Source organism: Salinicoccus sp. CNSTN-B1, from assembly GCF_054792835.1.
This window is the reverse complement of record NZ_JBTWMN010000004.1, coordinates 1,523,905-1,540,147: the sequence shown is the minus strand read 5'-3', so window position 1 is coordinate 1,540,147 and position 16,243 is coordinate 1,523,905. Positions and strand designations below refer to the sequence as shown.

General features: G+C 48.8%; 12 protein-coding genes, 1 other RNA gene and 4 pseudogenes. 15 read left to right on the top strand and 2 right to left on the bottom strand.

Annotated elements, in window-relative coordinates:
• From yajC to ssrS, 14 genes and pseudogenes are all read left to right on the top strand, one after another.
• On the top strand, window positions 1-264 hold the full coding sequence (gene yajC / locus ACYF68_RS09125; protein ID WP_380570239.1) for a preprotein translocase subunit YajC: 264 nt from the start codon (window positions 1-3) through the stop codon (window positions 262-264).
• A gap of 107 nt (window positions 265-371) precedes the next feature.
• A pseudogene (gene secDF, locus ACYF68_RS09120) lies at window positions 372-2,649 on the top strand (protein translocase subunit SecDF).
• Window positions 2,650-2,694: 45 nt separating this feature from the next.
• Complete coding sequence (locus ACYF68_RS09115) at window positions 2,695-3,042, top strand: hypothetical protein (RefSeq protein WP_461046478.1); 348 nt, start codon at window positions 2,695-2,697, stop codon at window positions 3,040-3,042.
• Window positions 2,994-3,524 (top strand): DHH family phosphoesterase, encoded by a 531-nt coding sequence (locus ACYF68_RS09110; protein ID WP_461047565.1) that lies wholly within the window; start codon window positions 2,994-2,996, stop codon window positions 3,522-3,524. Before ACYF68_RS09115 ends, ACYF68_RS09110 begins: the two co-directional genes overlap by 49 nt.
• Before the next feature lie 35 nt (window positions 3,525-3,559).
• Window positions 3,560-3,955, top strand: a complete 396-nt coding sequence (locus ACYF68_RS09105) for a DHHA1 domain-containing protein (RefSeq protein ID WP_461046476.1) — start codon at window positions 3,560-3,562, stop codon at window positions 3,953-3,955.
• Window positions 3,922-4,488 (top strand): hypothetical protein, encoded by a 567-nt coding sequence (locus ACYF68_RS09100; RefSeq protein WP_461046474.1) that lies wholly within the window; start codon window positions 3,922-3,924, stop codon window positions 4,486-4,488. Before ACYF68_RS09105 ends, ACYF68_RS09100 begins: the two co-directional genes overlap by 34 nt.
• A complete protein-coding gene (locus ACYF68_RS09095; RefSeq protein ID WP_461047563.1) occupies window positions 4,452-4,934 on the top strand; it encodes a single-stranded-DNA-specific exonuclease C-terminal domain-containing protein in 483 nt (160 codons plus the stop codon). The genes ACYF68_RS09100 and ACYF68_RS09095 overlap by 37 nt, the downstream gene beginning before the upstream one ends.
• A gap of 12 nt (window positions 4,935-4,946) precedes the next feature.
• A complete protein-coding gene (locus ACYF68_RS09090; protein ID WP_461046472.1) occupies window positions 4,947-5,465 on the top strand; it encodes an adenine phosphoribosyltransferase in 519 nt (172 codons plus the stop codon).
• A 106-nt stretch (window positions 5,466-5,571) separates the two neighbouring features.
• Window positions 5,572-7,750: pseudogene (locus ACYF68_RS09085) on the top strand (RelA/SpoT family protein).
• Between the two features lie 10 nt (window positions 7,751-7,760).
• Window positions 7,761-8,213, top strand: coding sequence for a D-aminoacyl-tRNA deacylase (dtd, locus tag ACYF68_RS09080; protein WP_344700977.1), 453 nt, complete (start codon window positions 7,761-7,763; stop codon window positions 8,211-8,213).
• The gene (locus tag ACYF68_RS09075; RefSeq protein WP_344700976.1) at window positions 8,213-8,932 is read left to right on the top strand and encodes an N-acetylmuramoyl-L-alanine amidase family protein; all 720 of its coding nucleotides are present in this window, start codon (window positions 8,213-8,215) and stop codon (window positions 8,930-8,932) included. The genes dtd and ACYF68_RS09075 overlap by 1 nt, the downstream gene beginning before the upstream one ends.
• Before the next feature lie 304 nt (window positions 8,933-9,236).
• On the top strand, window positions 9,237-10,514 hold the full coding sequence (gene hisS, locus ACYF68_RS09070; RefSeq protein WP_344700975.1) for a histidine--tRNA ligase: 1,278 nt from the start codon (window positions 9,237-9,239) through the stop codon (window positions 10,512-10,514).
• Window positions 10,511-12,267 (top strand): annotated as a pseudogene (gene aspS, locus ACYF68_RS09065) (aspartate--tRNA ligase). Before hisS ends, aspS begins: the two are co-directional and overlap by 4 nt.
• 173 nt (window positions 12,268-12,440) lie before the next feature.
• Window positions 12,441-12,632: non-coding RNA, 6S RNA (ssrS, locus tag ACYF68_RS09060), on the top strand.
• A 38-nt stretch (window positions 12,633-12,670) separates the two neighbouring features.
• Here ssrS and ACYF68_RS09055 read toward each other — a convergent pair.
• Window positions 12,671-13,939, bottom strand: a complete 1,269-nt coding sequence (locus ACYF68_RS09055) for a replication-associated recombination protein A (RefSeq protein ID WP_461046469.1) — start codon at window positions 13,937-13,939, stop codon at window positions 12,671-12,673.
• An 81-nt stretch (window positions 13,940-14,020) separates the two neighbouring features.
• On the opposite strand from ACYF68_RS09055, the pseudogene ACYF68_RS09050 reads away from it, so the two are divergent.
• Window positions 14,021-14,436, top strand: a pseudogene (locus ACYF68_RS09050) (RrF2 family transcriptional regulator).
• A 47-nt stretch (window positions 14,437-14,483) separates the two neighbouring features.
• On the opposite strand, the gene ACYF68_RS09045 reads toward ACYF68_RS09050, so the two are convergent.
• Window positions 14,484-16,166, bottom strand: a complete 1,683-nt coding sequence (locus ACYF68_RS09045; protein WP_461046467.1) for an ABC1 kinase family protein — start codon at window positions 16,164-16,166, stop codon at window positions 14,484-14,486.
• Between the last annotated feature and the right edge of the window lie 77 nt (window positions 16,167-16,243).

Sequence of the window (16,243 nt, the reverse complement as noted above, 5' to 3'; positions counted from 1 at the left end):
ATGGAGTTTTTCATGGCCATTCTGCCGTTCCTGGTATTGATTCTGGTAATGTATTTCCTGATGATCCGTCCGGCACAGAAGAAACAAAAAGCAGTGCAAGATATGCAGGCGAATATGCAAAAAGGTGATGAAATCATCACTATCGGAGGCATTCACGGAACGGTTGAGTCATTCGATCAAAAACATATGTACATCCGCACCGATGATGTAAATGGTGCCATCCTTAAATTTGAACGCGTTGCACTTAAGGAGATTGTCAAGTAGTATGATAAGCTGGCTCGGTGAGCCAGCTTATTTTTATTTTTAATTTGAGCCCCCAAGCGTTATAATTGAAATGTTGATGATTCATAAAATAATCGAGGTGTGTCCTATTGAAAACTAAGAAAAACAGGATAATATCTGCAATTATCCTTGCAGTGATATTATTGACGGCAGTGGGGTTGACCGCTAAGGACCTGGGCAAGAATGTCAATCTTGGCCTGGATCTGCAGGGCGGTTTTGAAGTGCTCTATCAAGTCGAACCGCTGCATGAAGGAGACGAGATCGATGAAGCTGCAATGAGCAGCACCGCACAGACGCTCGATTCGCGCGTCAACGTACTTGGCGTCTCTGAGCCGAACATCCAGGTTGAAGACGGCAACAGGATCCGTGTACAGCTGGCGGGTGTGGAAGATCAGACGGAGGCCCGTGAACTGCTCAGTACACAGGCTGAACTGACGATCAGAAACGTGGATGATGAAGTCCTCCTTGACGGTTCGGACCTTGTACAGGGTGGCGCCAGTCAAAGCTTCGACGAGATGAACCAGCCGATGGTTTCGCTTCAGCTGAAGGATCCCGAAAAATTCAGGGACATCACTGAAGAGATCTCGAACCGTCCTCCGGGTGAGAATCTGATGGTAATCTGGATGGATTTTGAAGAGGGTGAAGACAGCTTTAAAGAAGAAGTCACAAAAGAAGATCCCAAATTCATCTCTGCACCGAGTGTAGAGCAGGCCTTGAACACATCCGACGTGATGATTTCGGTGGATTCTCCGGCCAGGAAGGACTGGAGCGCGCCCAGAATATCGCGGCACTGCTCAATGCAGGCTCGTTGCCTGTTGACCTGAAAGAAATCTATTCGACTTCGGTAGGTGCCCAGTTCGGTGAACAGGCACTCGACGAGACCGTAACGGCGGGACTGATCGGTGCGCTGATCGTCTTCCTCTATATGATTGCGTTCTACAGGCTCCCTGGGATCATCGCCGCTGTTACACTGACGGTCTATATCTATCTCACGGTGCTTGGTTTCAATATAATCGGTGGGGTGCTCACCCTGCCGGGTATCGCCGCCCTGATCCTCGGGGTCGGGATGGCAGTCGATGCGAACATCATCATGTATGAACGTATGAAGGATGAACTGCGGATCGGACGCAATATCAAACAGGCGTATAAGAAGGCATCCCAGGCGTCCCTCTGACAATCATAGATGCCAACATCACTACTTTGGTCGCCGGCATAGTGCTCTTCATATTCGGCACGAGCAGCGTCAAAGGGTTTGCGACCATGCTGCTTCTATCGATACTGATGAGTTTCATCACCGCCGTCTTCCTGACGCGCATACTGCTCTCACTGCTCGTCAAATCGAATTTCTTCAATAAGCGCCTGACATGGTTCGGAGTCAAGGAAGCGGATCGCTTCAGCTTGAACGAAGGCAAGGATATCGAACATCTGACGACACCTTGGGACAAGTTTGATTTTGTCGGCCATACGAAGAAGTTCTTTACGTTCAGTCTAGTGACGATACTTGCTGGCCTTCTCATCCTATCCATCTTCAAATTGAACTTGGGCATAGACTTCACAAGCGGCACACGGGCGGATATCCAGACGTCGGAAGAGGCCACTGTAGAAGAGGTGGAGGCAGAGCTTGAAGATATCGGCCTGGCCCCTGACAGCATCACCACTTCTGGTGAAGATATGGTGGTTGTCCGCTATACCAAAAACCTGGATCAGGAAGAAGTCACCACAATGCAGAATACATTCGATGAATTATACGGGTATGAACCTGCGGTCAGTACGGTCAGCCCGATAGTCGGGCAAGAGTTGGCGAAGAATGCGATGATAGCATTGGCCATCGCTTCAATAGGCATCATCATCTATGCCTCGATCCGCTTCGAATGGCGCATGGCGCTGCCGAGTGTGCTGGCACTCATCCACGATGCATTCATCATGATCGCCATCTTCTCCATCTTCAGGATTGAAGTAGACATTACATTCATTGCAGCGGTCCTGACGATCGTTGGTTACTCGATCAACGATACCATCGTGACATTCGACAGGGTGAGGGAGAACTTGCGCAAATATAAAGTCATCCATAACGAAAACGAGATTGATGCCATCATCAACCGTTCCCTGAAGCAGACACTGACCCGTTCGGTCAACACTGTATTCACAGTCGTCATTGTCGTATTATTCCTGATCATTTTCGGCAGCAGTGCGATCTTCAACTTCTCACTCGCCTTGCTGATTGGTCTGATCAGCGGCATCTATTCCTCGCTGTTCATCGCCCTTCAGTTATGGGGTATACTGAAGAAGCGTCAGTTCAGACAGACGGACGGCAGTTTGACGGTTTATGAAGAAAAGAAAAAGAACGACGAAAAAATATTGGTATAAGAGAACGCCCGGGAGTCCCCGGGCGTTTTATAAAGGGAGGATCACATGTATCAGTCGAAGTTTGAATGGAGAGTTCGCAAAAGGACAGAGGAGATACCGGAAACTTTAATCGGTGCTTTCAAATTGAATATGCTGGAACAGACCATCCTCGAAAACAGAGGATATACGACAGAGGAAGATTTGATGAAAATCTATAATCCCACGACCTATGATGCCTCTTTGGTGCATGACATGGATAAGGCGGTGGACCGGATCAATGTTGCTGTTGAGCGTGGGGAACGCATACTCATCTATGGCGACTTCGATGCGGACGGCATCACCAGCACCGTCCTGCTGCTTAAAGCATTGAGGCGAAAGGGGCTGACGCCGGATATTTCATACCCAACCGCATAGAAGATGGTTACGGACCGAACCGGGAAGTGTTCGAGGAGATCGTCATCGGCCAGTACGACCTTGTCATCACTGTAGACAATGGCATTTCAGGTAAAGAGGAACTGGCGTTCCTCAATGACCACGGCATAGATACAATCGTCGTCGACCACCACACTTTCGGTGAATCGGTACCGGAGACGGTGATCATCCACCCGGACCACCCTGACGGTTCATATCCCTTCAAAAGTCTGGCAGGCGTCGGCATCACATACAAATTGGTACAGGCTCTGGGCGCCGCCGCGCAGGACGATCTTGCACTTGTTGCAATCGGCACTGTAGCTGATCTTGTGCCCATGATAGACGAGAACAAGAAGCTGGTGATGGAAGGGTTGGAAATATTGAATAACGAACCTTCCACAGGGATTCATACCTTACTGCGTGCGGCCGGTCATGAAGGCGGGGTCGATGAGGAAACCATAGCGTTTACGGTTGCCCCCGTCTGAATGCCACCGGTCGGCTTGGAGAAGCTGAAATCGCCGTGGAACTGTTGCTCGAGGATGAGAGGCATGCAGCATATGAAATGGCTATGACGATCGAGAACATGAATGCCGAACGTAAGCAGCTGGTCATCGATATTTTCGGGGAGGCTGTAGAGCAGATCAGGACAGAGAACCAGATCAATATCGCATATGCCGACGGCTGGCATCCCGGGGTGCTCGGCATAGTCGCCTCGAGGATAGTGGAAGAGTTCGGCAAGCCCGCCATTGTACTGACCCGGGATGGGGACAGTTACCGTGGTTCCGGCCGCTCGATTGAAGGGCTTGACCTGCATGACATAATCACCCGGCAATCGACGCACTATACCCATTTTGGGGACACGCCCAAGCGCTTGGCATCGAGGTGGCGGCAGAAGACATTGACGCATTCAAAATAGAGCTGGAAGAATACTTCGCAAGCCTCGGACTTGATCTGAAGCCGGTGAAATACATCGATTACCAGGTGGATGGGACCAACATGACCATGCAGGGATTCGAGCGTTTCGAGCGCCTCAAACCATTCGGCCAATCATTTCAATCGCCTGTTTTCCTGCTCCAAAATGATACGATAGGGCAAATACGGCAAGTGGGTAAAGATAAGAGCCATATCAAACTGACGATGCCCCGGGTCGGCATGGATGTCATCGGTTTCGGGTTTGGGCACCTCATCAATGAAGTGTCACAGAATGATGTCATCAGCTTGATTGGGACGGTCAACATCAACGAGTTCAATCAAAAACGCAGTCTGCAGCTGATGCTTCAGGACGCCAATGTGGATAATGTCCAACTGATCGATATGAGGAGTCGGTCCGATCAGCGGTTCGACATGATATCAAAGAATGACGTTTTCGTCATCGCCAAAGGTAAGGAGCGGCTCGGTGACAATTACTACGAATACGGGAAGATCTGCCGTTCACTTCAGGGACTGTAGTACTGAGGGATCTGCCTGATGACCTTCTGGATCTTGCGTATTCACTGAATGGTATCCATGCATCTAAAATAATCTCGATATTCAACAGCCGTGAAGAACTCTTTTTTTCCGGGATTCCCTCACAAGCGGATGTCAACGCCCTGCAACAGCTGGTGTCGGGCGCTGACGATGGCACAATCAACCTCGCTAAACATGCGCCTGCACTTGCTGGGCGTCTTGGGGTAAAAATGAATTTCCTCAAAATGATGGTTGATATTATGGTGGATTTGGACATGATTACGTTAAAAGATGGTATAATATATAAGCAAAAGGATGATTCAGACCGTAAAATTGAAGAATCTTTGCTTTTCAATGAACTGAGGAAGCGGCTTGAGGCAGAAAAAATGTTGAAGATGTCTTCCTCCTCTGAGCTGAAAAACTATCTCAGGACATTAATTTCGAAGTGAGTGGGGTAAAAAATGGATTTAAAAAAATATGTTTCAGAAGTACAGGATTGGCCTAAAAAAGGCGTCAGTTTCAAAGACATCACGACTATAATGGACGATGGCAAGGCATATGGCTATGCAACAGACCAGATTGTCGAATATGCCAAGGAAAAACAAGTGGATATCATCGTCGGTCCAGAAGCACGGGGATTCATCATCGGGTGTCCTGTGGCATACAGCATGGGCATCGGATTTGCTCCTGTCAGAAAAGAAGGGAAGCTGCCGAGGGAAGTCATCAAGTATGAATATGATCTGGAATACGGCTCGAACATCCTGACTATGCACAGGGACGCAATCTCTCCCGGACAGCGCGTACTCATCACCGATGATCTTCTCGCTACCGGTGGGACGATTGAAGGGGCGATCCATCTGGTTGAGAAGCTCGGGGGCATCGTCGTCGGCATTGCCTTCCTTATAGAGCTTGAATATCTGGAAGGCAAGAAGCGTCTTGAGGGGTATGACACACTCTCTCTGATCACTTATGCACAATAGCACGCCATAAAGTCTGTGAAAACAGGCTTTTTTTCTACATTCATTTATTTGAAATGGATTTTATAGTATGATGATTCTAATCAGTGTAATGGGAAGCGGTGAGGACATGAACAAGGAATATCCCTATAGTGCGGATCAGGTGATACAAATGTGCAGCGCCTATATGAATGAGAAGGACATGGGCATGATAGAGAAGGCGTATAAACTTGCACATGAAGCGCACGAAGGACAATACAGGAAAAGCGGAGAGCCTTACATACTGCACCCGGTACAAGTTGCGGGGATCCTCGCAGAGCTGAAGCTTGACGGTCCCACCATCATCGCGGGATTCCTCCATGACGTTGTGGAAGATACACCCTATACTTTTGAAGATCTTGTGGGTATGTTCAACGAAGAAGTTGCAGTGATAGTGGACGGTGTAACGAAACTTGAAAAGGTCAAATACAAGTCCAAGCAAGAAGAGCAGGCGGAGAACCATAGAAAGCTCTTTATCGCCATCGCCAAGGATATCCGCGTCATCCTCGTGAAGCTCGCAGACCGGCTGCATAATATGAGGACGCTAAAAGCAATGCCTGAAGCCAAGCAGATAAGGACTTCACAGGAAACGCTTGAAATCTATGCGCCGCTTGCGCACAGGCTCGGTATTTCAAGCATCAAGTGGGAGCTTGAGGATATCGCGCTCAGATATATAGAGCCACAGCAGTATTTCAAGATTGTGAGCTTGATGAAAAAACGACGCAGTGAGCGTGAAGTGGTCATCAATGATGCGATGGAACGCATCGAGGAAGAGATGGCCAATACAAAAATAAAAGGACAATTATCAGGACGGCCGAAACATATATACAGCATCTACAGAAAAATGAAGAAGGACCATAAGCAGTTTGACCAGATATTCGATCTGCTTGCCATCCGGGTGCTGGTGGATAACATTAAGGACTGTTATGCGGTGCTCGGTGTCATCCACACGATATGGAAACCAATGCCAGGCCGCTTCAAGGATTATATCGCCATGCCCAAACCGAACATGTATCAGTCCCTCCACACCACAGTAGTCGGTCCGAACGGAGATCCTCTGGAAATCCAGAATCCGGACATATGAGATGCATGATATAGCGGAACACGGGGTGGCAGCCCATTGGGCTTACAAGGAAGGGAAGGAACTCAAGGAAGAACCTTCACGCGACAAGCGCCTCCACTGGTTCCAGGATCTTATAGACCAGGAGACATCTTCACCGGATGCAGAAGAATTCATGGAAGCATTGAAGACGGACCTGCTAAGCGATAAAGTGTATGTCTTCACACCGAATGGAGACGTGGTCGAGCTGCCGAAAGGGGCAATCCCAATCGATTTTGCCTACCAGGTCCATACAGAAGTGGGCAACAAGATGATCGGGGCGAAAGTGAACGGCAAGATCGTCCCGATCGACTATGAGTTATCGACGGGTGAGATCGTCGAAATAAGGACCAGCAAGCAATCCTACGGTCCGAGCCTGGACTGGCTGAAGCTCGTCAAATCATCAAGCTCCAAAAATAAGATACGCGCCTTCTTCAAAAAGCAGGATAGGGCGAGCAATATAGAAAAAGGACGTTTTGCGGTCGAGCATGAAATAAAGAACCGCGAATACAAACCTGATAATATCTTGAAGCCTCAACATATGGAACCTGTCCTTGAACGCTATAACTTAAATAGTGAGGATGATCTGTTTGCGATGGTCGGCTTTGGTGGCATAACAGCCCAGCAGGTGACAAACAGATTGATGGAGAAATTCAAAGTCACTGAAGAGAAATCGAATGTGGTGGAAGAGATCGACAGGACCCATCACTATAAGGAGATTTCAACGGAGTCCGGCGTCTATGTACAAGGCATGGATAATATGCTCATCAACCTCTCCAAATGCTGTAACCCTATACCGGGCGATGAGATAATCGGTTTCATCACGAAAGGTCATGGTGTGAAGGTCCACGTAACAAGCTGTCCGAACATCAGAAATGAGACCGAACGGCTCATAGATGTGGAGTGGGTGAAGAATAAGGATAAGGACCGTAAATATCAGGCTGACCTGGAAATAACAGGGTATGACAGGCAGGGGCTCGTCAACGAAGTGCTCAATATGATTGCCGGTACGAAATTCCCGATCACCCGGGTGAACGGACGGGCTGATATCGATAATCATGCCAAAATAAGTTTGTCGGTGATGGTCCATAATGTCACAGACTTGTATCGGATCGTCGACAAGATTAAACAGCTGCCTGACATCTACAGTGTAGAACGGGTATTTAAATGAGGTGGAATTAATGAGGGTCTTATTGCAGAGGGTGTCGAGTGCGACAGTGATAAGCAATGAATTTTACAATGAAATCAAAAAAGGATATTGCCTGCTGGTCGGCGTCTCCAAAGATTCGACGGAGGCGGATGCGAGGAAACTCGCTGAGAAGATTGCCGCCAGCCGGAATTTTGAAGATAGGGATGGGAAGATTAACCTCTCCATCAAAGATGTGGATGGGGAAATCCTCAGCATCTCCCAATTTACGCTCTACGCCGATGTGAAAAAAGGTAACCGTCCAAGCTTTACCGATTCAGCCGGCAAGGAGCAGGCCAAACATCTCTATGACGTCTTCAATTCCCATCTGAAGGACCAGGGCCTGACGGTGAAAGAAGGGTTCTTTGGTGAAATGATGAATGTACAGATCAACAACGAAGGGCCGATCACCTTCATGTATGAAGCGGAAAATGGAAAAATATTGTGATGGAATGGATGAAAAGGCTTCTCGTCAACACATTTGGTGCAGTCACCTTTTTCATCAAGTACAAAAAACATGTCTATATGATTCCTGTGGCTTTTCTGTTGGCCGCTTCCCTGATAGTCTTCATCACCGCCGCAACCGGTCACCTGTTCAAGGCTTCAGGCAACGAGGCGCCAATTGACCTGCAGCCGCGTGAATATGATATTTCAGGCACGACTATAGTGCTCGACCCGGGCCATGGTGGCAAAGATCCGGGGGCGACGAGTGCCTCGGGCATTACAGAGGATGAAATCGTCTACAGACTGGCTGGGCAGTTGAAGGAAGAACTGGAAAGGCACGGTGCAGAAGTGCTGCTCACAAGGGAGCAGGACACCTTCGCGTCGCTTGATGCCAGGAAAGTTGAAGGCGACCTGTTCATCAGCCTGCACAGCGATGCCATGGATGATCCGAGCGTCACCGGATTCACCACATATTATACGTATCCACATCAAAAGAAATTTGCCGAAACGCTGAACAATGCACTGGATACCCGCTCCTATTTCAGGAACCGCGGGGTCCACAGCATGAACTATCAGGTGACATGGCAACTGGATTATCCCGCGGTCCTTGTTGAACTTGGCTATTTGAGCAATGAATTGGATGATCGCATCCTTCTGACTTCGCATTATCAGGAACTGATGGTGCAGGGCCTTACCGACGGAATCGTAGAGTACTTGAAATGAATGCTTGACTTCATCGGCTTTAAGCCATAATATTAATATACTATATAAATGAAAAACTGTTCTTTGATCCAAAGAGGGGGATAGGGTGATGTCCAGAGAGGTCTGTCGAGGCTGAAAACAGACTCATCATCCGTATCCATGAACCGACACTTTGGTAGAACCCCGTGCGCCGGGCGGTGGCAGCCGTTAATATGCCAGAGGGCCTTTTATCGGCTGAATCAGGGTGGCAACGCGAGTAATCGCCCCTTATATCCAATTGGATATAAGGGGCTTTTTTTAATTTTCGGAAATGGAGTGGTTTATAATGATACAAATACCTAGAGGTACGCAGGATATCCTTCCTAAAGACACCTATAAATGGCAGTTCATCGAAGCACGTCTCCATCAGATCGCGCAGGATTACAACTACAGCGAAATCCGCACACCGGTTTTTGAATCGACTGAGCTGTTCGTCAGAGGAGTCGGTGGCTCCACTGATATCGTCAATAAGGAAATGTATACTTTCCAGGACAAGGGCGACCGCAGCATGACTTTGAAGCCTGAAGGGACCGCACCTGTCGTCAGAAGCTATATAGAAAACAAGATGCAGCATGATGTGAATCAGCCCGTCAAGGTCTATTACCTTGCGCCGATGTTCCGCTATGAAAGGAAGCAGAAGGGGCGCTACCGCCAATTTGTGCAGTTCGGTATAGAAGCGATCGGCGTAGAAGACCCGCTTATCGATGTGGAAGTCATCAGCATGCTGATGCAGATCTACAAGTCTTTCGGCCTTTCGAATCTGAAGCTCTACATCAATTCGATCGGTGACCAGGACAGTCGTTCCGCCTATAATGAAGCATTGGTGGCACACTTCAAACCATCCATCGGGGAGTTCTGTTCAGATTGCCAATCCCGGATCGATACGAACCCGATGCGCATCCTTGACTGCAAGAAGGATCGTGACCACCCACTCGTTAAACAGGCGCCAAGAATCTACGATTACTTGAATGAAGAATCAAAGGAATATTTCGAACAGGTCAAGCGCAACCTCGATGCACTCGGCATCGGCTATGAAATCGACTATAACCTGGTCAGGGGCCTCGATTATTATACGCACACGGCATTTGAGCTGATGAGCGATGCAGAAGGATTTGGCGCAATCACCACACTATGTGGCGGAGGGCGCTATAATGGTCTGCTGGAATTGCTGGACGGTCCGACTGAAACGGGTATCGGTTTTGCGCTCAGCATCGAGCGTCTGATTATGGCATTGGAGGCTGAAGGCATTGAAATTCCAAAGCCCCAAGGTATCGACCTCTACATCTGCACGCTGGATGGTGCATCAAGAACCGCAGCAAGCCGGCTCATCCATCAGCTGCGCGCTGAAGGCATCAGTTCGGATATGGATTATAAGAACAGGAAGTTGAAGGCCCAGATGAAGGATGCCGACCGTAAAGGCGCCAAGCATACCATCGTAATAGGCGAAGAAGAAAGGGAGACGAATGTAGCCGAGCTGAAGAATATGGCGGACGGCAGCACGAAGCAAGTCAAACTTGATGACATAAAAGCACTTGCTGAACTAATCGAGGAGGTAGAATCATGAGGAGACATACAGCGGAAATCACAGAAAAGATGACTGGAGAACGGGTGAACCTAAAAGGATGGGTACAGAAAAGACGCGATTTGGGCGGTCTGATATTCATCGATCTGAGGGACCGTAAAGGTGTGATTCAAGTGGTCTTCAACCCGGAAGTATCCGAGTCGGCATTGAATATTGCCGACCGCATCCGTACGGAATATGTCATCGCCGTTTCCGGCAAAGTGCATGAGCGAGATGAGTCACAATGGAACGACAATATCCCGACAGGGCGTATCGAAGTGTTTGCAGATGAAGTGGAAGTGCTGTCAAAATCAGAGACACCGCCATTCCAGATCACCGATGATACGACGAACGAGGACCTCAGGTTGAAATACAGATACCTGGAATTACGGAAGCCGAAGCTGCAGAGCATATTGAAGCTCAGACACTCATTGAACCGCAGTGTCAGGAATTTCCTGGACAATGAGGATTTCATCGACATCGAGACGCCGGTACTCTCCAAGTCTACGCCAGAGGGCGCGCGCGACTATTGGTGCCTTCCAGGATCCACGAAGGGGAATTCTATGCATTGCCCCAATCCCCACAGATCTATAAGCAGCTTCTTATGCTGTCCGGCATGGAACGCTACTATCAGATCGTCAAATGTTTCCGCGACGAAGATTTGAGGGCCGACCGCCAACCGGAATTTACACAGATTGATATTGAAACTTCATTCATGGACCAGGAGCAGATCATGGATCTGAATGAGAGAATGATTGCCCACGTCATGAAGGATGTTAAGGGTATGGATATCACACTGCCATTCCCGAGGATGACCTACAATGAGGCGATGGCTGAATACGGTGTGGATAAACCAGATACACGATTCGGCATGAAGTTGAATGACTTGAGCGCATTCAGCAGCAAATCCGAATTTAAAGTATTCCGTTCTGCAGTCGATAACGGCGGACTTGTCAAAGCGATTGTCGTGAAGGATGCGGCCGATAAGTTTTCGAGGAAAGACATCGACAAGCTCGAAGCGTTCGTCAAAAATTATGGCGCTAAAGGATTGGCTTGGCTGAAGGTGAATGAGGGCGCCTTGAATGGTCCGGTTGCCAAGTTCTTCGATGAAGGGGAGCAGTCGGAACTCTCAAGCACGCTTTCCCTGGTCGACAATGACCTTATCCTATTCGTGGCGGACTCTGCAAAAGTCGTCAACGCCGCACTCGGCAACTTGCGTAACAAGCTTGCCCGGGATCTGGAGCTGATACCGGCGGATCAGTTTAATTTCGTATGGGTGACCGACTGGCCGTTGCTTGAATATGATGACGAGGAAGACCGTTATTTCGCGGCCCACCATCCGTTCACTTCGCCAAGGCAAGAGGATATAGACAAATTGGAGGATCATCCGGAAGATGTGAAGGCGAATGCCTATGACATCGTATTGAATGGCTATGAACTCGGCGGTGGTTCGATCCGCATCCATGATGCCGAACTTCAGAAGAAGATGTTCAAAGCACTCGGTTTCACCGAAGAGGAACGCGATGAGCAGTTCGGCTTCCTTCTTGAAGCGTTCAAATACGGCGCACCTCCGCACGGTGGAATCGCATATGGTCTGGACCGGTTCGTGATGCTACTGGCGGGTACAGACAACATTCGTGACGTCATCGCCTTCCCTAAGACGGCAAGTGCCGGTGACCTGATGATGAATGCACCTTCACATGTCGATCCAAGACAATTAGATGAGCTGCATATCTCTGTAAACACAGAAGAATAGGAAAATACCGGCAGGCTAGAGCCTGCCGGTATTGCTACGTGAGTGGCCGGTTCCTGGATAGGTAAGGCAAAGGTCATTTTCAGCCTGCCGGTCGGTTGGAGAAGGCCAAACAGAGAAAACGTATTCATTTTCCTTTTCTTTTTTCGAGGCATGTGCTATTATGTATTCAAGAGGAATATCTGAGAAGTTCGTGATGTGTTGAATTATATTTTGACCTAACACTTTTATAAACGGGAGCTTGATAGGTTTTCCTATGAAAAACATGCCTGTCTGACAGGACGTTTGGAGTAGGAAACTGGGCACCCACCTGCAATTAGCAGGCCAAAATAATCAACAATAACACACGGCTTAAGCTCGGATATTCCAAATAAGTACCGAATTGTAAAATTCGGTGCTTATTTTTTTATATCTTTTTGAGCTTATCATATACTTCGGCGAGCTGTTTCTCGTATTTGGATACATCTGATTTCTGATAGTATGCTGCACTTTTCAGAGGATCCGGCAAGTATTGCTGCCTGACGACGTGATTCGGGTAGTTATGCGGATATTTATAGCTGACACCGTTGCCGAGTTTTTCTGCACTTTTATAGTGCGCGTCCTTCAAGTGCTTCGGCACACTACCTGTCTTTTTCTTTCTGATATCCGATAGGGCGGCATCGATGCTTTTAATTGCGCTGTTCGATTTCGGTGATAGGGCAAGTTCTATGACGGCCTGGGACAAGGGTATCCGCGCTTCCGGAAACCCGAGGCGTTCCGCTGAATGGATGGCGTCCAGGGTTCTTGAAGCAAGTTGTGGGTTCGCAAGCCCCACGTCCTCATAGCTGATGACAAGGAGGCGTCTGACGATGGTGACAAGGTCGCCTGCTTCTATCAGACGGGCCAGGTAATGCAGCGAAGCATCAACATCACTGCCGCGGATTGATTTTTGGAAGGCACTCATCACATCGTAGTGCTGATCGCCGTCTTTGTCATAGAGCAAGTCGGACTTCTGCATGCAGGCACGTGCGTCATCCAATGAAATATTGACGGCACCACTTGCGTCTTTGTCGGAACTGAGTGCTGCCAGTTCCAAAGCATTCAACGCACTTCTGACGTCACCCTGGCTTGTGACGGACAGATATTCGAGGGCTTCACCGCTGATATTTATGGACATATCCCCAAGGCCTCGGCCAGTATCCGAAAGCGCACGGTTAAGTGCCACCTCCACATCTTCCGGATCGAGCAGGTGCAATTCGAAAATCTGGCATCGGCTCCTGATGGCTGGATTGATGGCGTGGTAGGGGTTGGAAGTAGTGGCGCCGATCAGTATGATGTTGCCATTTTCCAGATGCGGCAGCAGAAAGTCCTGCTTAGCTTTATCCAGACGGTGTATCTCATCAAGAAGGAGGATGACGCTACCGCTCATCTTCCCTTCATCGGCCACCATCTGCATATCCTTCTTCGTATTGGTGACAGCATTCAAGGTACGGAATTTGTAACTTGTCGAACCTGCAATTGCGCTCGCGATGCTGGTCTTGCCGATGCCTGGTGGGCCATAGAGGATCATTGATGTAAGGCGTTTAGCCGTCACCATCCGGCGGATGATGCTGCCTTCACCGACAAGGTGGGTCTGGCCGAGGACTTCATCTATCGTTTTTGGTCGCATTCTAAAGCTCAGAGGCTGAGTTGACATATTTTCACCTGTTTCAGAGTTATGATATATTTAATACTACTATAACCGATATAAATATGAACTTAAACTATGAGGTGCTTTATGAAAATTTCTACACGCGGGAGATATGGTCTCTATTTTATGCTGGCTTTAGCCAGAAGCTACGGTGAGCATAAGCGTAGCGTCAAATCCATTGCCGACGAGCGGGGATCAGCGACCTATACCTTGAACAGATTGTCACGAACTTAAAACGTGCAGAACTCGTCAAAAGTACACGGGGCGCCTATGGCGGCTATGAATTGAACCATGCGCCGGATGAGATCACTGTCGGGAAGATCTTCAGGACACTGGAAGAGAATATCGTTGCGGTTGAAGGTGATGATAAGGACACCGATACGGAACGCTATCTGTGGGGCAGGATACGGGACGCCCTTCGTGACGTGCTCGACCACACTACGCTTTCGGATATGGTGAACCACGATGACGATGAAATCGACGACTACATGTTCTATATATGATATGAAAAAGCCCTGGGTCACTACACTACAGACCTCCAGGGCTTTTTCTAAAATCTTCCCGAACGGAATATGGAATAGATCATGCCGATGAACATCAGTAGAGCTACCACAGAACCGATTTCTATAGCCGGAATATTGAAGAGGACGGTGGCTTGGTCGGTCAATGCGGAACTGATGATGAGGCCGACCATGATGATGCTGAAGGACAGTAGGACGATACTGAACGTCAATCGGTTGCCTATCCGGTCGAGACGCTTCATGAACGCCTCGCTCCGCTTCACCTGCAGTTCTACAGGGACACTGCGACCTTTCAATCCTTTGGAGAATTCGTGGACATTACCGGAAACATCCTTTAGGTCATCGCTGAATTCGATCCAGCTGCGCCACGCATGATCTGCAGCATTTTTAGGGTTGTACCGCTCCCTCAGGAGCTGCCTGCCGAAAGGTTCTGCTACATCGACGATGCTGAAGTCCGGGTCAAGTTCGCGGACGATGCTCTCAAGCGTCAGAATGGTCTTGCCGAGCATCGTGAAATCTGTCGGCAGTTTGATATGGTGCTCGTTCGCTATATGGAAGATGTCCTGTACAGCTTCACCGAGGTCCATGCGGCTGAGCGGAACATCGTAATACTTGTCGCGGAGCAGTTCGGCATCTTTTTTGAGGATCTTCATATTGACCTCGTCCGGAACGACCCCCATCCGTGTTATGGCGCGGACGACGCCGTCTGCATCTTTTTTCATCATGGCGATGAGCAGCGAGCCGTAGATCGACTTCATCTCACGCGTCATCTTGCCCACCATGCCGAAGTCGAGGAATCCGATGACGCCGCCGTCCATTACGGTGATGTTCCCAGGGTGTGGGTCGCCATGGAAGAATCCTTCAATCAGGATCTGATGAAAAATTGCGTGTGTGAGACGCTCTGCAAGCACTTCGTTTGAATACCCCTCAGCCGCCAGTGAATCGAGGTCTCCAATTTGAATGCCTTCTATAAACTCCATCACGAGCACATCTTTCGTCGTGACATCCCAGTAGACTTCTGGAATATGGACGACCTCGTCATCTTTGAACTGTTTGCCGATCTTATCTGCATTACGCCCTTCGATGGTGTAGTCGAGTTCATTTATGATGGATTTCGAGAACTCCTTCATCATGTCCACCAGCTGATATTGGCGGGCCCATTCCATACGGGATTCTGCTATCAATGCCAATTGTTGCAGAATTTCCAAGTCGTTGCGGATGATTTTCTCGATATTCGGGCGCTGCACCTTAACTGCAACAGCTTCCCCGGTTACAAGCCTGGCCTTGTGGACCTGGCCTATGGAGGCGGACCCGATTGCTTCCTGTTCAAACTCCAAAAAGATATCATCCATCTCAGCTCCCAAAGAGTGTTCGATGATCTCTTTTGCTTCATCGTATGGAAAAGAAGGTACGTCGCTCTGCAGCTTCGATAGTTCCTCGATGATATCTTCCGGCAGAAGGTCAGGCCTGGTGCTTGCAATCTGGCCTACTTTGATGAAGGTGGGGCCCATTTCTTCCAAAAAGAGGCGTATGCGTTCTCCGCGCGTCTTTTCGATGTGTGTGCCATCCTTTTTGAGCAGCATTTTCTTCGGCAGGGACAGAACCTCATCAAGCCCCAACTCTTCTACGATAAATCCGAAACCACTTTTGGAGAAGGCCAGGGCAATCTCCCGGTATCTTCTTATATGTTCGATCCTTTTTCTGAATATCATTGCGGGCCTCCCATGCTTTTTCCGAACCCGTCTCCTTCTAGTATATGGTGAGGGGCAGGTGTCCATCTATTGTAGCC

Bases quoted from the DNA above. Each gene is read 5' to 3' on its own strand.
- ACYF68_RS09055 (WP_461046469.1), bottom strand. From the start codon at position 13,939: ATGTCAACTCAGCCTCTGAGCTTTAGAATGCGACCAAAAACGATAGAT.
- dtd (WP_344700977.1), top strand. From the start codon at position 7,761: ATGAGGGTCTTATTGCAGAGGGTGTCGAGTGCGACAGTGATAAGCAAT.
- ACYF68_RS09045 (WP_461046467.1), bottom strand. From the start codon at position 16,166: ATGATATTCAGAAAAAGGATCGAACATATAAGAAGATACCGGGAGATT.
- yajC (WP_380570239.1), top strand. From the start codon at position 1: ATGGAGTTTTTCATGGCCATTCTGCCGTTCCTGGTATTGATTCTGGTA.
- ACYF68_RS09075 (WP_344700976.1), top strand. From the start codon at position 8,213: ATGGAATGGATGAAAAGGCTTCTCGTCAACACATTTGGTGCAGTCACC.
- ACYF68_RS09090 (WP_461046472.1), top strand. From the start codon at position 4,947: ATGGATTTAAAAAAATATGTTTCAGAAGTACAGGATTGGCCTAAAAAA.
- ACYF68_RS09115 (WP_461046478.1), top strand. From the start codon at position 2,695: ATGTATCAGTCGAAGTTTGAATGGAGAGTTCGCAAAAGGACAGAGGAG.
- hisS (WP_344700975.1), top strand. From the start codon at position 9,237: ATGATACAAATACCTAGAGGTACGCAGGATATCCTTCCTAAAGACACC.